Genomic DNA, 13,076 nt, shown 5'->3' on the forward strand with positions numbered 1-13,076 from the left:
TCCGTTGCCGCTTCTGCGCGAAAATGGCGCAAGACCCATGCCTCGTCGCGCGCTTTTGCTGATCACCATCGCCGTTCTCGCCCTGCACTGGCTGGTGCTGGGGGCATGCCCATGGGCGGCACGGATGAGGGCAGCGCCGAGCGCATCGCATTTCACACGCGCATGGTGACGCCGCCGCCGCCAGCGCCCGAACCGGTTTCCGAGCCCGAGGCAGCGCCCGCTGCGGCGAAACCCGCGCAACCGGCCGCGCCCAAACCAAGGCCACGACCGAGGCCAGCAGTGCCCCGCAAAGCGCCGCCCCCGGACGCCGAGGAGACACCTGAGCCGATTCACGAAGCGCAGGAAGCACCCGACAACGCCCCGCAGATAGAACCACCCGAGCCACCAACCACCCGCCAGGAGGCCGCCAGCGCGCCTGAGCGCATCGCCCCGGAACCGATGCCGTCGGCCTCCGATGCTTCGCCCGCCGTGCCAGCGCCCGCCGCTGCTTCCGCCGCGTCGGCGCCCGCGAGCCCGGACGATGAATTGAGCGCCGGCGTCGACATCCGCCCACCCGGTGCCGCAGGCGCCCATGCCAGCACGGAGCCGCCTCCGATCAGGCTGCCCGCCTCGGTCACGCTCCACTACGCGGTGCATGGTGAGGTCAAGAAAATGGCCTACAACGTCAGCGGCCAGTTGCAGTGGAAAAACGAAGGCAGCCGCTACGAAGCAAGCCAGGAAGTCAGCGCGTTTTTGCTCGGCACGCGCAGTCAGAAGAGCACTGGCGCGATCACGCCCAACGGGCTTGCGCCGATTCGATTCGGGGACAAGGGCAGAAAGGAAGTCGCAGCGCATTTCGACTTCGACCAGCGCGTGGTCACCTACAGCGCCAACACCCCCCGAGCGCCATCAGCGCCGGAGCGCAGGATCGTGTGAGCGTGCTCATCCAGCTCGGCGCGATGATGGCGGCTGCTCCCGACCGCTACCCGCCCGGCACGCAGATCACGTTCACCACCGTGGGTCCGCGCAACGCTGATCGCTGGACGTTCACCGTCGGCGAACGCGAGACGCTGGAACTTCCCGCCGGCCCGACGCCCGCCATCCGCCTGCAGAAACTGCCCCGGCATGATCGCGATCTGCGTGCGGATCTGTGGCTCGGCATTGATCGTCAGTATCTGCCGGTGCGCCTGCGACTCACGCAATCGAATGGGGATTTTGCCGAGCTGGCCTTGAAATGACGCCGCGCGAAGCATTCAGCGCGAAGCCGGTCCTGGTTGACAGGATCACGGATAACAACGTATTTTAAATACGCACTTGGGTCGATTGATTTTCGCGGTAGAGGCGATATTTCAGAGGCGGGAATCGATGCATCGATAGGGAGTCGGCAGAATATTCAATTCAAGGCCGAGTCCAACGTATACTGCGAGTGTGCTGATTCGGCATTTTCTTCACACAAACCGGAAAATCGATTTCCAGCCGAATCACGTTGACGGTTTTCATGCGAGCTCCTGTTGATTTCCGCGTTGCATTTGTCACTACGGCGACAAATCAACGCGGTTTCTTTTTGGGCGATGGATTCACCGGGCCCTGCATGGTCAATCTTCCACTATCTCAGAAAATAACCTCGCATAAATAAAAAATTGTTTTTTTCGCGAGATTTGCACAACTTCCGGATGACACGTCAAAAGCATGGAATACTGGTTGACAGATGGATACCAGCTTGCCATCTCGCAAGGCCGGATCGGGACAAGATCACTCCCGCCCTCGCACCCTTGAAATGGCGACTCAGGTACCCATCTATTTCTGCAGTGAAAAGAGGAACTTGACCATGCACATGCTCTACGACTCAGATTCTTTTGTGGTCGTCCACATGCAGCCTGACGCCGACCTGAATGGCTCAGAAAAACCTGCTGCCGTCCAGCCCACGGTTCCTCAACTGCCGCGCCACGGCTTCGAGATCGTGGACAAGCGATCCGGCAAAGAGGTCTATCTCGATGGCTCCTGGGCAGAAATGTTCCAGTTGCAGATTCTCGAATGGCAGCGCAACACACCCACGCAGGAAGAAGTCGAAGACACGCTCGATGGCTATGTGGGCCTCGCGCAAAATCCGGTGCTGGTGCACTGAGTTTCAACGCCAGCGATATTTCTTGCTGACCACCCCATCGGCCGCGCCGTTTGCACTCAGCGTGCAAGCGGCGTTTTTTCTTGTGCCTCGGCGGCCCTGGGACCATAGAGGCGGCGATACAGCGGTGCCACCAGCAGCAGCACGGCGATAAGCCGACACACCTGGAATGCCGTCACCACCGGCACGCCAAGTTGCAACACCTTGGCCGTGATGGCCATCTCGGCAATACCGCCCGGTGATGTGCTGAGCACGAGCGTGACCCAGTGCTGCCCGGTCAGCCACGACAGGCCGACCGCAAACAGCGCGCACAACGCCATGAGTGCGAACGTGCCGACCGCGACCATGCCCATCCAGCGCGGCGCGGTGCGCAGAAATTCACGACTGAAGCGCACGCCAAGGCTCACGCCTATAAATAGCTGTGCAGCGTTCACCATGATCTGTGGAATCGCCGACAGCGTGTGACCAGTGACCGTGATCAACAGCGTCACCAGCAGCGCGCCGAGAAACCACGGATTTGCGCGGCCCAGCCTGCGCATGACGAGCGCTCCGGCTCCCGTCGCCGTCATCAGGATGATGAGCCCCGTGGCATCAACCACGCGCGTTGCGGGTGGCAGATGGTCTATGCCTTGCAGCCCACTCCACTGCAACGCGAACGGTATCGTGATGGTGACGATGAGCAAGCGCAGGCTATGCGCCGCAGCAACGAGGTCGGTGCGCGCACCTTCGCGCTCGGCCAGCAGCGTCATCTCGGATGCGCCGCCGATGGCACCGGCGAAGTAGCAGGTGGCGCGCGCCGGTCGCGCGGCGAGCAGGGGCATGCGCGGTGCGGTCATGCGATACAGCCAGGCACCGAATCCCCAGCCCAGCAACAGCGCCCAGACGATGGCGAGTGCAATCGCCCACCAGAGGCCGCTCACCAGCCGCGCAACTTCAGGGGTGAAATAAAGACCGAGCGCCGTGGCAATCGTCCACTGTCCGGCGTTGCGGCAGGCCGTGGCACTCCGGGTTGCCGCGCCCATCATCGAGAGCAGCGCCGTGACGAGCAGCGGGCCGATCATCCACGGCAGCGGCGTATGCAGCGCGACGCAGAGTTCGGCGGCAAGCCATGCCGCGAGGAGCGTGAGACAGACGCGCAGAAAATACGTGAGATGCGGGGGCATGGACGAGCGCAGCGGCAAACTTCAGGGTATGGCGAACAACGTGGCGTCACCGCATAGAACAGGCTGCGCGGCATTTGCTTGACACCATTGTGCGTCAATCACCATGCGCCGCATCCCGGTTCACGAGCCGCCTGCGCAGCGCAGCTTCAGCCCCGTCTGCGCGCGGCCATTTCCCGCCCCATGGCTTGTTGCTCGCGCTCGTCCACCACGGCGCGCGCCTGCGGATAGGCGATTTCATCTTCGAGTTGCATGTGGCGCGCGTAACGCTGTTCGAACACGTCGAAGCTGGCCTCCTGCCCGGGCGTGAAACCGCTTTGCGAACCATCGGCCAGAGCGAGCAGCGCTTCGCGCACCACCGGGTTCCAGAACTGGTGCATCTCTTCGTGGTCCTGCTCGAGTTGCCGCACCAGCGACTGGATGCGCGCGTCCCCCGCACAGCGCATCTTGAGCGCGGGAAAGATATGCAACTCTTCATCCTCATGATGCAGCGGCGCGGCCACGTCGAAATAGCGCAGCACATCGCGTGCCGCCTGCCGCGCGGAATCGTCGCAACCTTTCTCGCCCAGATAGCGGCGCAGATCGGCCAGCAGTTTCAGCGAAAGCCGCACGCGGTCGTGACAGGCATCGAGCATCTCGAACGGTTGGTCAAAGCCGACGCCGGGCGAGCGCACGCCGGGCAGCGAGATTCTGTTGTTCACGCGAATCCTCCATCGAAAACACAGGACGGCGGCAGGCCGTGCGATCCCACTGCACCAGCGCCCACCCGACGCCCGAGGCGATCAGCCCCGTCATCGCGAGAAAGAAGCTCAGGCGATGCGGGGCCTGTGCGAGCAAGCGTGCACCTCAGTGCGGTTCGGGCATGGCCATGGGTGATTTCCGGACGGCTATCGCGGCGTGACCGTGCGCGCCGGAATCAGCCGCAGGAGCCGAGCGCGCCGCACTGTGTGCAGTAGTCGCAGCCGTCCTTGCGGATTACCGCATGCGCGCCGCATTCCTGGCATTTCTTGCCGGCCATGGCCGGTGGATTGCTGCCGATGGCGATATCGGTATTGACCGACAGCATCGGTTCGCCGAGCGGCAGCACCTGCTGCTGGGGAGCGGCGCGTTGCGCGAGGATGTTCTGCACGGCGTAGGCAATCGCGGCCACCTCCGATTCGTGCCACATCGGCACGCGCGTGCCGTCGTCCTTGGTGTGGAACCCCAGGCGCACCGGGCCGCGATCCCACGCCACCTTACGCATGTCGCTGAGCGCGCGTTCGAGAAAACCGCCACGAGCGGCGAGCGACAATAGGCGCATGCTCGACGTGATCCACTGCTGCGATTCACCGCTCTGGCCCACGGGCATGAAGAACTCGATGGCGCGATCCACCGTGCCGCCATGGCCATCCGGCACCGGCAGGAACGAGACGATCAGGTACAGCGCCTTGTGGCCTTCCTGCGTCCAGTATTCGAGCTTCTCGGCGACCGCCGACAGACCGCCCTTGGGACGGCTCTCGATCATCACGCGCATCGGATCGACCGCAGGCGCCGACACGAGCGCGGCAGGCGCTGCCGCCTCTTGCTTCTTGGGAGCCGGCGTGACTTCGAGCACCGCGCCCAGGATGCTGTTCGGGCGATAGGTCGCGAGGCCCTTGAGGCCCGAATGCCAGGCCTGTAGATACAGGTTCTTGAAGTCGTCGTAGGGGTAGTCTTCGGGCACGTTGACCGTCTTGGAAATCGCCGTGTCGACGAACGGCTGCACGGCCTCCATCATCGCCACGTGATCGCCCGCCGCCATTTCCATGGCGTTGACGAAATAGTCGGGCAACTGGTTCACGTCACCGCCCAGGGTCTTGTACAGGCGCCATGCGTAGTCCTCGACCACGTACTCGCTCTTGCTGCCGTCGGCCTCGCGCTTGCGGCGGGTGTAGGTCCACGAGAACGGCGGCTCGATGCCGTTCGATGCGTTGTCGGCGAACGCGAGACTCACGGTGCCGGTCGGCGCAATCGACAGCAAGTGGCTGTTGCGGATGCCGTGCTTGCGGATCTGCTTCTTGATGTCCTCAGGCAGTCGGCTCGCAAACGTGCCTTCCTGCAGATAGCCATCGGCCTTGAATTTAGGGAAGGCGCCCTTTTCCCTGGCAAGCTCCACCGAAGCGGAATACGCGGCGTTGCGCATGTGCTCGGCGATCTTCACCGCCATGTCGCGGCCTTCCTTGCGGTCGTAGCGCAGCTTGAGCATTGCGAGCGTGTTGCCCATGCCGGTGAAACCCACGCCGATGCGGCGCTTGGCGGCCGATTCGGCCTGCTGCTGGGGCAGCGGCCAGAAGGTCACGTCGAGCACGTTGTCGAGCGCGCGCACCTGGGTGGCGACCGACTTCTCGAACAGCTCGAAGTCGAATTGCGCATCGCCCTGAATGCCGAACGGATTGCGCACGAAGCGCGTCAGGATGATCGGGCCCAGATCGCAGCAGCCATACGGCGGCAGCGGCTGCTCGCCGCACGGGTTGGTCGCCTGGATGTGCTCGGCGTAATGCAGGTTGTTGTCGGTGTTGATCTGGTCCAGGAACAGGATGCCGGGCTCGGCAAAGTCGTAGGCCGACTTCATGATCGTGTTCCACAACTCGCGCGCGGGCAGCGTGCGGTAGACCCACTTGCCGTCGGCACGCTGGCGCGCGCCCTCCTTTTGCAGCTCGACACCCGGCATGGCTTCGTGGACCAGTTCCCATGGACCATCGGCCTCGACGGCGTCCATAAAATCGTCGGGCACGCCGACCGAGACGTTGAAGTTGTTCCAGCGGCCCGGCGTGCGCTTGGCCGTGATGAAGTCGAGCACGTCGGGATGATCGATGCGCAGCACGCCCATCTGCGCGCCGCGACGTGCGCCCGCGCTCTCGACGGTGGAGCACGATTGGTCGAACACGTTGATGTAGCTGCACGGACCCGAGGCCATCGAGGCCGTGCCCTTGACCAGCGCGCCGCGCGGACGGATGCGCGAGAAGTCGTAGCCCACGCCGCCGCCTCGGCGCATGGTCTCGGCGGCTTCGCGAAGCGCCTCGTAGATGCCGGGGAAGCCCGCGTCGTCCACGCCCTGGATGCAGTCGCCCACGGGCTGCACGAAGCAGTTGATCAGCGTGGCCTGAATGTCGGTACCTGCGGCGCTCATGATGCGGCCCGCGCCGATGGCACCGAGGCGCAGGTTGTCCATGAACCGGGCTTCGAGCGACTCACGCAGGTCTTCACGCTCCACCGATGCCAGTGCACGCGCCACGCGGCGATACAGCTCCTCCACATCCTTCTCGTCGTTCTTGAAATATTTCTCGCGCAGGACGTCGAGGCTGATGGGTTGCATGGCAAGGGTAGGCGTCAGATCGGCTGATTCGCGTTTCATGAAAAGTGTCACTCCACAGATGGAACGTTGGATTGGATGGAATGGAATGGGAATTCGGGAGGGTCGCAGGAGGGAGCTGAATCCGGTGTTCCGGAAGCCTCGCGCGCCAGACCATCTTTCTACACCTTCCACAGAAAAAGTGTCTGCATTCTGGTCAAGATTTCAGAAATGCACGCTTTGATTTCGATAGCAGCAATTTATGCTGACATGCCAAAATCCTTGAGAATCAGCCCCCATTCCGGCCCCGTTTATGGACACAAATTCGCTTGAAAATGCCCGCCCGCAAGCGTGCGCGGCACAGGACTTTGTGAGGTTATTATTTGACAATGGCTTCCATCCTCCAACGCACGCCAAAGGCTTCCAAAGGGATCGCCGCGCTGGTCTGCGCCCTGCTGCTTGCCGGTTGCGCCACGGCGCCGCACCAGCCATCGCCCCGCGTGCCCGAACTGCGCCTTTTTGACAGCCCCAGCGCAGAGGTTCGCTGGCGCGAGCAACTCGCGCACCTTAAGTCGGCCGACGTGCTGATGCTTGGCGAACAGCATGATGCGGCGGAGCACCACGAGTGGGAAGCGCAGACGGTGCGCGAGCTGGCTGCTCGCGGTCGATTGGCGGCGGTCGTGCTGGAGATGGCCGACGCTGGCACGAGCACGCGCGGGCTCGCAGCCACGGCCAGCGAAACACAGGTACGGGAATTGCTGAGCTGGAATGACGAGGGCTGGCCCTGGAAATCCTACGGCCCGGTCGTCATGGCTGCCGTGCGCGCCGACGTCCCGGTGATCGGCGGGAATCTGCCGCTGGGCAAGATGCGCGCCACGATGCAGGAGACGCGCTTTGACACGCATTTGAATGCAGAAGCCATGCAGATCCAGATGGATGCCATCAAGATCGGGCATTGCGATCTGTTACCCGAGTCCCGGCTGTTGCCCATGGCCCGTATTCAGCTCGCGCGCGACGAGAGCATGGCGAACGCGGTGCAATCGGCGGTCAAGCCGGGCAAGACCGTGCTGTTGATTGCCGGACATGGCCATGTACGCCGCAGCGTCGGCGTGGCCCAATGGCTTGCGCCCAGTCTGACGGTGCGCGCGGCCATCGCGCAGACCGGTGAAGTGAATGACGCTCTCAAAAATGAAGCGGATATGTTCATCATCACGCCTGCCGTGCCGCCCAAGGACCACTGCGCGGAGTTACGCCAGCACTTCAAGCGCTGAGGGTCCCTGCCGCCGCCGCCCGACATCGCAACGCAGGTACCGGCCTGCTGCGACAATCGGAGCATATGACCCGAATTCTTCTTACATCCTGACCCTTTCCTGTCCGGACCGCGTCGGTCTGGTCCATGCGGTTTCCGGCTTTCTCGCCGAACGCAACGGCAACATCGAAGAAGCAGCCCAGTACAACGACAAGGCCACCGGTCTTTTCTTCATGCGCGTGCAATTTGCGTGCGAAAGCATCGAACTGGCGACGTTAAAGGACGATCTGTCGGCATTTGCCGAGAAATACGACATCCGCTGGAGCCTGCACGCGACCATCGCCGCGATGAAAACCGTCTTGATGGTCAGCAGGGAAGGCCATTGCCTGAACGATTTGCTGTTCCGCTGGAAGTCCGGTCTGCTGCCGATCGACATCCGAGCGATCATCAGCAATCACCGCGACTTCTACCAACTGGCCGCGAGCTACAACATCCCGTTCCACCACATCCCGGTCAGCGCGGCCACCAAGGCGCAGGCCGAGGCCAGGCAGTTCGAGATCATCGAGGCCGAGGGCGCGGAACTCGTGGTGCTTGCGCGCTACATGCAGGTGCTTTCGGACGACCTGTGCCGCAAGCTCGCGGGTCGCGCGATCAACATCCACCACAGTTTCCTGCCGAGTTTCAAGGGCGCCAAGCCCTACTACCAGGCACATGACCGAGGCGTGAAGCTGATCGGCGCGACCGCACACTATGTGACCGCCGACCTCGACGAGGGGCCGATCATCGAGCAGGACGTGGCCCGTGCCAGCCATTCCGATACCGTCGAAGACCTCACCGCGCGGGGCCGCGACACCGAAAGCCAGGTGCTCGCCCGCGCGGTCAAATGGCACAGCGAGCACCGCGTGCTGATGAACGGGCACAAGACCGTGATCTTCAAGTAAGCTGCGTGCGCGGCACCCCGCTTTCTTCGACGGAACGACCAGGAACATGAGCAGCGCCACTCCCCCTTGCCACTGAGCGGCGACCCGGCCGCGCTGCGCCGGATTCCGCCGATACAGTGCCTGCTCACCTTCGAGGCGCTCGCGCGGCTGCGCAGCGTCACGCTTTCCGCCGACGAACTGTGCGTCACGCCGAGCGCCGTGAGCCATCGCGTCAAGCAGCTCGAACAGATTCTCGGTGTGCGCTTGTTTGGTCGCGCGGATTTCTCGCTCACCACCGATGGCAGCGCCTATCTGGCCCACGTGCGCGAAGGCCTTGGGGCGCTGCAAAGGTTTCCCGGCGCCGCCAGCGCACCGGGCAAGCGCCGCCTCAAACTGGCCGTCACACCGACGTTTGCCCGCGCCATCCTGATTCCACGCCTGCGCCAGTTCACCGAGGCGTATCCGGAAATCGATCTGGCGCTGCAGGTCTCGATCCCGCTGCTCGACGTCGTGGCCGAAGACGCCGATCTCGTGGTGCGCTTCGGCCCTGGTCACTATGCCGACATGGAGCATGTGGAACTGGCCCGCGACATCGTCACGCCACTCGCCTCGCCCGCCTTCGTGCGCGAGCATGGGCCGTTCGAGCGCCCCGAAGACCTCGAAGGCATTCCGCTGCTCCGCAGCCCGCTCGAGCCCTGGCGAAGCTGGTTCGACGTCTGTGGCCTCCACTGGCCCGCGCCCAGCGAAGGCTCGCAGTTCAACGACATCGGCCTGATGTGCGACGCGGCATCGGCCGGCATGGGCGTGGCACTGGTGCGCCTGAAGCTGGGCCGCCCGTGGCTCGAACAGGGCACGCTGGTGCGCCTGTTCGACAACATCGTCGCGCCCAGCCCGCACGCTCACTATCTGTGCTGGCGCACCGGGACGATGGATCGCTGGGAATGCTCGGCGTTTGCCGACTGGCTCAGGAAGACGCTGGCCTGAACGTCGACGCCGAGGCCGCTTCAAGTTCACACAGGCATGCAAATTTGTTCACGCCGCGCGCGCGGTGCATGAACTACATTCAGGGCATGAGCACAGCCCCATCGTCCACCGATCAGAAGCCGCCATCGCCGAGCGAACGCGCCGTGCGCCAGAAGGAAATCGTCGCGGCCCTGGGCAGGTACCTGCCCGCGCACGCATTGCTCTGGAATGCTGAAGACACCACGCCCTACGAGTGCGACGGCCTGACGGCCTACCGCCAGCGCCCGCTCGTCGTGGCCCTGCCCGAAACCGAAGAACAGGTGCAGGCCGTGCTGCGCGTCTGTCACGGGCTTGAAGTACCCGGTCTGTGGCCTCCACTGGCCCGCGCCCAGCGAAGGCTCGCAGTTCAACGACATCGGCCTGATGTGCGACGCGGCCTCGGCCGGCATGGGCGTGGCACTGGTGCGCCTGAAGCTGGGCCGCCCGTGGCTTGAACAGGGCACGCTGGTGCGCCTGTTCGACAACATCGTCGCGCCCAGCCCGCACGCGCACTATCTGTGCTGGCGCACCGGGACGATGGATCGCTGGGAATGCTCGGCGTTTGCCGACTGGCTCAGGAAGACGCTGGCCTGAACGTCGACGCCGAGGCCGCTTCAAGTTCACACAGGCATGCAAATTTGTTCACGCCGCGCGCGCGGTGCATGAACTACATTCAGGGCATGAGCACAGCCCCATCGTCCACCGATCAGAAGCCGCCATCGCCGAGCGAACGTGCCGCGCGCCAGAAGGAAATCGTCGCGGCCCTGGGCAGGCACCTGCCCGCGCACGCATTGCTCTGGAATGCTGAAGACACCACGCCCTACGAGTGCGACGGCCTGACGGCCTACCGCCAGCGTCCGCTCGTGGTGGCCCTGCCCGAAACCGAAGAACAGGTGCAGGCCGTGCTGCGCGTCTGTCACGGGCTTGAAGTACCCGTCGTCGCGCGGGGCGCGGGCACGGGCCTGTCGGGCGGAGCGATGCCGCACGCGCTGGGCGTGACGCTGTCGCTCGCCAAGTTCAACCGGATTCTTGAAGTCGACCCCGTCGGCCGCACGGCGCGCGTGCAATGCGGCGTGCGCAATCTGGCGATCAGCGAGGCCGCCGCGCCGCACAACCTGTACTACGCGCCCGACCCGAGCAGCCAGATCGCCTGCACCATCGGCGGCAACGTGGCCGAGAATTCCGGCGGCGTGCACTGCCTGAAATACGGCCTCACCGTGCACAACGTGCTGCGCGTGCGGGGCTTCACGATTGAAGGCGACCCGATCACGTTAGGCAGCGAGGCGCTTGACGTGCCGGGCTACGACCTGCTGGCCGCGATGATCGGCAGCGAAGGCATGCTGGCCGTGGCACTCGAGGTCACGGTCAAGCTCATCCCAAGCCGCAGCTCGCGCGCTGCATCATGGCGAGCTTCGACGATGTGCGCAAAGCCGGTGACGCGGTGGCCGCAGTGATCGCCGCGGGCATCATTCCAGCGGGTCTGGAAATGATGGACAAGCCGATGACCGCCGCCGTCGAAGACTTCGTGCGCGCCGACTACGACCTGACCGCCGAAGCCATCCTGCTGTGCGAGAGCGACGGCACGCCCGAAGAAGTCGAAGAGGAAATCGGCCGCATGAGCGAGGTGTTGCGCCACGCCGGCGCCACCGCCATCACCGTGAGCAACAACGAGGAGGAGCGCCTGCGCTTCTGGAGCGGCCGCAAGAACGCCTTTCCCGCCAGTGGCCGCATCAGCCCGACTACATGTGCATGGACTCGACCATCCCGCGCAAGCGCCTGGCCGACATCCTGCTCGCCATCCAGGAGATGGAGAAGAAATACCGCCTGCGCTGCGCCAATGTGTTCCACGCGGGCGACGGCAACCTGCACCCGCTGATCCTGTTCGATGCGAACGATCCTGACGAGCTGCATCGCTGCGAACTGTTCGGAGCCGACATCCTCGAAACCAGCGTCGCCATGGGCGGCACGGTGACCGGCGAACATGGCGTCGGCGTGGAAAAGCTCAACAGCATGTGCACCCAGTTCACGACCGAGGAAAACCAGCAGATGTTCGCCCTCAAGGCCGCGTTCGACCCCAAGGGTCTGCTCAACCCCGGCAAGGTGATCCCGACGCTCAACCGATGCGCGGAGTACGGCAAGATGCTGGTGCGCGGCGGACAGATCAGGCATCCGGAACTGGAGCGTTTTTGAGCGCGCCATAGCGCGACTTCCTACGCGCGGGTTCTGCGGGCTCAAAATGGCACGGCGGCGGACGACGCACACCTGCCGTGGCCTACAAGCGAACGGGTCGCCGGTGTTCAAGAATGGCGGCTTTCCGGCTGAAAAGTAAAAGGAATCGCCATGTTACGAGCTGTTTGCCTCTTTCCGTTGAGCGCAGTGCTCTGCCCCGTCTCCCTCTGCGCGGCGCAGGCGCAGAGCGGCATTCCGCCGATGGTGAAAACCGAGGGCTCCGTGCAATATGCATGCGGCGGCATCGGCTCCGACGAGTCCACCGCGATGCGCGGGGCGATGAAGGAATATCCGCTGTCGCTGCTGTTCTCGCAAAAAAGCGGCGAGTATCTCGCCAGCGTTGATGTCGAGATCACCGGCAAGGGCGGCAGCGACAACACCGATGCACGCTTCAAGGCGCAGGGGCCGGTGTGCCTGCTCAAGCTCCCCGCAGGGCAATACACCGTCAAGGCGACCGCTCCGGAGAAGGAAAGCCAGAGCCGCAACGTGACGGTCGGCAACGAGGGCAAGACGCTGGACTTCCGCTATTGAGTTGAGCCGCGAGCCGCCAGCGCGGCGACAATAGCGGCATCATGGCCAACAACGATTCCTCCATCCCATCCTCCGCATCCGGCAGCAGCAGCGACGGCAACGGCACGACCCGGGCGACTACCAGTCCCATCTGCAGGCGGGCAACGCGCTTGTCGCTCAGGCACAGACCGTCGCGACCGCCGACTTCAAACAGGCCCGCGCTCTGTGGCAGGAAGCGGGCAAGCAATACTATCTGGCCCACAAGGCCGACCGCGACGAGCCCGAGGCCGCGTTTAAGCTCGCACAGGCCTGGATGGCCGAGGCGCACGCGCTGCAAAAGGAAGGCTCGGACAACGCCAGAATCATGTGGGAAAACGCCGCAGCGCAGGCCGAACTGGCCTTCGATCTGACGCCTGAGAATGGCCGTCTGGCGATGGCGGTCGCCACCTGCTATCACTACTCGGGACACCCCGAAGAGGCAGAGGCCTGGCAGCAACTGGCCAGGCATTTGCTCGACGGTGACGCCAAGCTCGAAGGGCATGGCGAGAACAATGTGCAGTCCACGGGCGATCCTGAAGCGACGGACTGAAGTCCC

Annotated in this window: 12 protein-coding genes and 3 pseudogenes; 11 read left to right on the forward strand and 4 right to left on the reverse strand. The window is 64.0% G+C overall.

What is annotated here, in order from left to right:
• The first annotated feature begins 105 nt into the window (after nucleotides 1–105).
• From H9K75_RS09740 to H9K75_RS09745, 3 genes are all read left to right on the forward strand, one after another.
• Nucleotides 106–915, forward strand: coding sequence for a hypothetical protein (locus tag H9K75_RS09740; protein WP_319016906.1), 810 nt, complete (start codon nucleotides 106–108; stop codon nucleotides 913–915).
• Entirely contained in the window at nucleotides 912–1,217 is a 306-nt protein-coding gene (locus tag H9K75_RS25120; RefSeq protein ID WP_319016907.1) for a DUF3108 domain-containing protein, read from the forward strand. The genes H9K75_RS09740 and H9K75_RS25120 overlap by 4 nt, the downstream gene beginning before the upstream one ends.
• A 590-nt stretch (nucleotides 1,218–1,807) precedes the next feature.
• Nucleotides 1,808–2,104: a BTH_I0359 family protein gene (locus H9K75_RS09745; RefSeq protein WP_187725627.1), complete on the forward strand. Its 297-nt coding sequence runs from the start codon at nucleotides 1,808–1,810 to the stop codon at nucleotides 2,102–2,104.
• Between the two features lie 56 nt (nucleotides 2,105–2,160).
• On the opposite strand, the gene H9K75_RS09750 is transcribed toward H9K75_RS09745, so the two are convergent.
• The 4 genes from H9K75_RS09750 to H9K75_RS09765 form a co-directional block, all read right to left on the reverse strand.
• Nucleotides 2,161–3,264 (reverse strand): AbrB family transcriptional regulator, encoded by a 1,104-nt coding sequence (locus H9K75_RS09750; RefSeq protein WP_187725628.1) that lies wholly within the window; start codon nucleotides 3,262–3,264, stop codon nucleotides 2,161–2,163.
• A gap of 146 nt (nucleotides 3,265–3,410) precedes the next feature.
• Entirely contained in the window at nucleotides 3,411–3,962 is a 552-nt protein-coding gene (locus H9K75_RS09755) for a hemerythrin domain-containing protein (protein ID WP_226858631.1), read from the reverse strand.
• The gene (locus H9K75_RS09760) at nucleotides 3,910–4,098 is read right to left on the reverse strand and encodes a hypothetical protein (RefSeq protein WP_187726192.1); all 189 of its coding nucleotides are present in this window, start codon (nucleotides 4,096–4,098) and stop codon (nucleotides 3,910–3,912) included. The genes H9K75_RS09755 and H9K75_RS09760 overlap by 53 nt, the downstream gene beginning before the upstream one ends.
• A gap of 79 nt (nucleotides 4,099–4,177) precedes the next feature.
• On the reverse strand, nucleotides 4,178–6,634 hold the full coding sequence (locus H9K75_RS09765) for an adenosylcobalamin-dependent ribonucleoside-diphosphate reductase (protein ID WP_187725629.1): 2,457 nt from the start codon (nucleotides 6,632–6,634) through the stop codon (nucleotides 4,178–4,180).
• A gap of 326 nt (nucleotides 6,635–6,960) precedes the next feature.
• Between H9K75_RS09765 and H9K75_RS09770 the strand changes: the two genes are divergently transcribed.
• The 8 genes and pseudogenes from H9K75_RS09770 to H9K75_RS23815 all read left to right on the forward strand — a co-directional run bounded on the left by H9K75_RS09770 (nucleotide 6,961) and on the right by H9K75_RS23815 (nucleotide 13,070).
• Nucleotides 6,961–7,842, forward strand: a complete 882-nt coding sequence (locus H9K75_RS09770) for a ChaN family lipoprotein (RefSeq protein ID WP_187725630.1) — start codon at nucleotides 6,961–6,963, stop codon at nucleotides 7,840–7,842.
• Complete coding sequence (purU, locus tag H9K75_RS09775) at nucleotides 7,745–8,761, forward strand: formyltetrahydrofolate deformylase (RefSeq protein WP_404826419.1); 1,017 nt, start codon at nucleotides 7,745–7,747, stop codon at nucleotides 8,759–8,761. Before H9K75_RS09770 ends, purU begins: the two co-directional genes overlap by 98 nt.
• A gap of 66 nt (nucleotides 8,762–8,827) precedes the next feature.
• Nucleotides 8,828–9,724 carry a LysR substrate-binding domain-containing protein gene (locus H9K75_RS09780; RefSeq protein WP_187725631.1) on the forward strand — a complete coding sequence of 299 codons (897 nt, stop codon included), beginning with the start codon at nucleotides 8,828–8,830 and terminating at the stop codon, nucleotides 9,722–9,724.
• Nucleotides 9,725–9,810: 86 nt separating this feature from the next.
• Nucleotides 9,811–10,065, forward strand: a pseudogene (locus H9K75_RS09785) (FAD-binding oxidoreductase); the annotation flags it as partial.
• 7 nt (nucleotides 10,066–10,072) lie between these two features.
• A pseudogene (locus H9K75_RS09790) lies at nucleotides 10,073–10,336 on the forward strand (LysR substrate-binding domain-containing protein); the annotation flags it as partial.
• 86 nt (nucleotides 10,337–10,422) lie between these two features.
• A pseudogene (locus H9K75_RS09795) lies at nucleotides 10,423–11,932 on the forward strand (FAD-linked oxidase C-terminal domain-containing protein).
• Between the two features lie 150 nt (nucleotides 11,933–12,082).
• Nucleotides 12,083–12,502: a peptidase associated/transthyretin-like domain-containing protein gene (locus H9K75_RS09800; RefSeq protein ID WP_187725632.1), complete on the forward strand. Its 420-nt coding sequence runs from the start codon at nucleotides 12,083–12,085 to the stop codon at nucleotides 12,500–12,502.
• A 292-nt stretch (nucleotides 12,503–12,794) separates the two neighbouring features.
• The gene (locus H9K75_RS23815; protein WP_226858632.1) at nucleotides 12,795–13,070 is read left to right on the forward strand and encodes a hypothetical protein; all 276 of its coding nucleotides are present in this window, start codon (nucleotides 12,795–12,797) and stop codon (nucleotides 13,068–13,070) included.
• The last annotated feature ends 6 nt before the right edge of the window (nucleotides 13,071–13,076 follow it).

The organism is Diaphorobacter aerolatus (assembly GCF_014489535.1).
Classification (GTDB): Bacteria; Pseudomonadota; Gammaproteobacteria; order Burkholderiales; family Burkholderiaceae_C; genus Diaphorobacter_A; species Diaphorobacter_A aerolatus.

What these genes read in the sequence shown, in the direction of transcription:
- H9K75_RS09740 (WP_319016906.1), top strand. Translation starts at nt 106, where the DNA reads ATGCCCATGGGCGGCACGGATGAGGGCAGCGCCGAGCGCATCGCATTT.
- H9K75_RS09745 (WP_187725627.1), top strand. Translation starts at nt 1,808, where the DNA reads ATGCACATGCTCTACGACTCAGATTCTTTTGTGGTCGTCCACATGCAG.
- H9K75_RS09750 (WP_187725628.1), bottom strand. Translation starts at nt 3,264, where the DNA reads ATGCCCCCGCATCTCACGTATTTTCTGCGCGTCTGTCTCACGCTCCTC.
- H9K75_RS09765 (WP_187725629.1), bottom strand. Translation starts at nt 6,634, where the DNA reads ATGAAACGCGAATCAGCCGATCTGACGCCTACCCTTGCCATGCAACCC.
- H9K75_RS09770 (WP_187725630.1), top strand. Translation starts at nt 6,961, where the DNA reads ATGGCTTCCATCCTCCAACGCACGCCAAAGGCTTCCAAAGGGATCGCC.
- purU (WP_404826419.1), top strand. Translation starts at nt 7,745, where the DNA reads ATGACGCTCTCAAAAATGAAGCGGATATGTTCATCATCACGCCTGCCG.
- H9K75_RS09800 (WP_187725632.1), top strand. Translation starts at nt 12,083, where the DNA reads ATGTTACGAGCTGTTTGCCTCTTTCCGTTGAGCGCAGTGCTCTGCCCC.
- H9K75_RS23815 (WP_226858632.1), top strand. Translation starts at nt 12,795, where the DNA reads ATGGCCGAGGCGCACGCGCTGCAAAAGGAAGGCTCGGACAACGCCAGA.